The organism is Synechocystis sp. LEGE 06083, assembly GCF_015207725.1.
GTDB classification, from domain to species: domain Bacteria; phylum Cyanobacteriota; class Cyanobacteriia; order Cyanobacteriales; family Microcystaceae; genus Synechocystis; species Synechocystis salina.
On record NZ_JADEWJ010000422.1, the window covers coordinates 1 to 1,788 of the forward strand.

A 1,788-nucleotide genomic window follows, 5' to 3' on the forward strand; every position below is an offset into this window, starting at 1 on the left:
ACGTATTTGCCGCAAATGGACTATGCCCATCCAGCATTGGAAGGCGGCTCTTGCTTGTTTTGCTATTGAACACCCTAATTCTTTTCTTTTCTAATTTCCCCTTTACACAAATTTCTTGACACTCCCAGTCACGGTGGTTGCCTCGCGTTTTTTAGCGGCAGCTTGGGTGGCTTGTGCTTCTTGAGGGTCTCATCAAAGTTGCCGGAGGCAATATCCAGTTCGATCTGAGTCGATTTCTGCTGGGCCCCGATGCGATTGACTCGAGAATCAGGCAAGCCAACGGCTATGTAATGGCGTGTGCCTCCATAGGTAAAGCGTAATCTCAGCCTGCCTTTATCACTTTCTACCTTGACAAGGCTTCTATCTAGGTCGCGGCTCAGCGTCGGACGTGCCGCTATGGGGAGTTGCATAGTAAGTCATCTTCCTACCACTCAGACGTCCAAAAGTGGCCAACCTCACCCCCCTTATTGACAATATGCTAAGGTCATCAAAAGGTTGATGCGTCGGCTACAAGGCGCTTCCACATTAGGTTTTAGAAGAATCGGGATGACAGGATTCGAACCTGCGGCCCCTTCGTCCCGAACGAAGTGCGCTACCAAGCTGCGCTACATCCCGCAATTCAGCCTTAAGATCCTAGCATAGGAGATATCCTTTCTGTGCGGTTGTTGAACACTTCCCTGTTTAGCCATCCGCCCAATTCTGTTTTTCTTCTGTGGAATCATCCCCGTCGTTAGCGGTTTCTCCATCTTCTGGATTTAAAGAATCAGTCGGTTGCTTCGGCAAATCTTCTAGTTCACCGGCGATCGCCTCAGGGACTTGTTCTGATGGAACTTCAGATTCACCCACTTCCTGGCCCTGCTGACTTTCAGTTTCGGGATCGGGAACTTCTTCCACCGTTTCCTCAATTACCACTGCCGTTGCTTCAGAGGTCAGGGGAGAAATATCTTCCGTCTCTTCCTCTGCTTCCTCCTGGGTCATGTGATCATCGTGCTCCACCACATCTAGAGGGTGTTCTTGTTCAGCGACATTTCCTAAATCGGGCACCTCCACTAGGGTGATTTGTTGCTCAATTTGTACCGTTTCGACCACGGCAATTACCTGAGTTTCATCAGTTTCATTATTTTCTTCCTTGTCATCGGCAATCCCGTCGGAATTTTCCGGCACGCCATCGGAATTAACTGACGATAAATCTTCTCCCCAATCTTCCCCATCATCCCAGTCATCGCTTTCAACATTGGCGCTCTCAAATTCAGGGTTTAGGGTCTGTTCCACCACCGTTGGGGTTGATTGCTCCGCTTTAGCAGGGGGGCTAGCGGGCTTTTTACGACCAAACAAACGCTGGAAGAGTTTTGATTTCGGTTTTTTCAGCAAAACTTCCTCTGATTGATCAGCGGAAGACTTAGCCGTTTTTTCTTCCGCCTGATTAGATGTTTCGACAATTTTTTCCACTGCTTCCTCGGCTTTTTCTACCACCTCTTCTGCCACAGTCTCAGCAACTTCATTCAATTCCTCCACTACGGTTTCCGCCGTTTCTATGACACCTTCCACTTCCTCGGAAATATCTGGATTCTCTTGGGTTATAGCTTCGGTAACTTCTTCGGTGATGGGAGACGGGACATTCACCGGGATAGACTCTTCTCCTAACTCTGATGGTTCACTGGTTGCTGGTAAGTCCTGTTTAACCGCTGCCGTCCCCGGTTCAATTTCGGTTTCAGTCTGTTTTTCGTCAGCATCTTTATCCTTGGCTGGAGCCTTGGCTTTGGGTTTACGTTGCAAGCCCCCAGCCAT

The 1,788-nt window shown here is 48.9% G+C and carries 2 protein-coding genes and 1 tRNA gene; all 3 read right to left on the minus strand.

From position 1 onward, the window contains the following. Positions 1 to 128 precede the first annotated feature (128 nt). On the minus strand, positions 129 to 410 hold the full coding sequence (locus IQ219_RS20655; RefSeq protein WP_194073692.1) for a DUF3596 domain-containing protein: 282 nt from the start codon (positions 408 to 410) through the stop codon (positions 129 to 131). A gap of 131 nt (positions 411 to 541) precedes the next feature. Continuing rightward, positions 542 to 615: transfer RNA gene (locus IQ219_RS19355), tRNA-Pro, on the minus strand. A 66-nt stretch (positions 616 to 681) separates the two neighbouring features. Continuing rightward, a partial coding sequence (locus IQ219_RS19360) for a hypothetical protein (protein ID WP_228017397.1) occupies positions 682 to 1,788 on the minus strand: 1,107 nt, incomplete at its 5' end.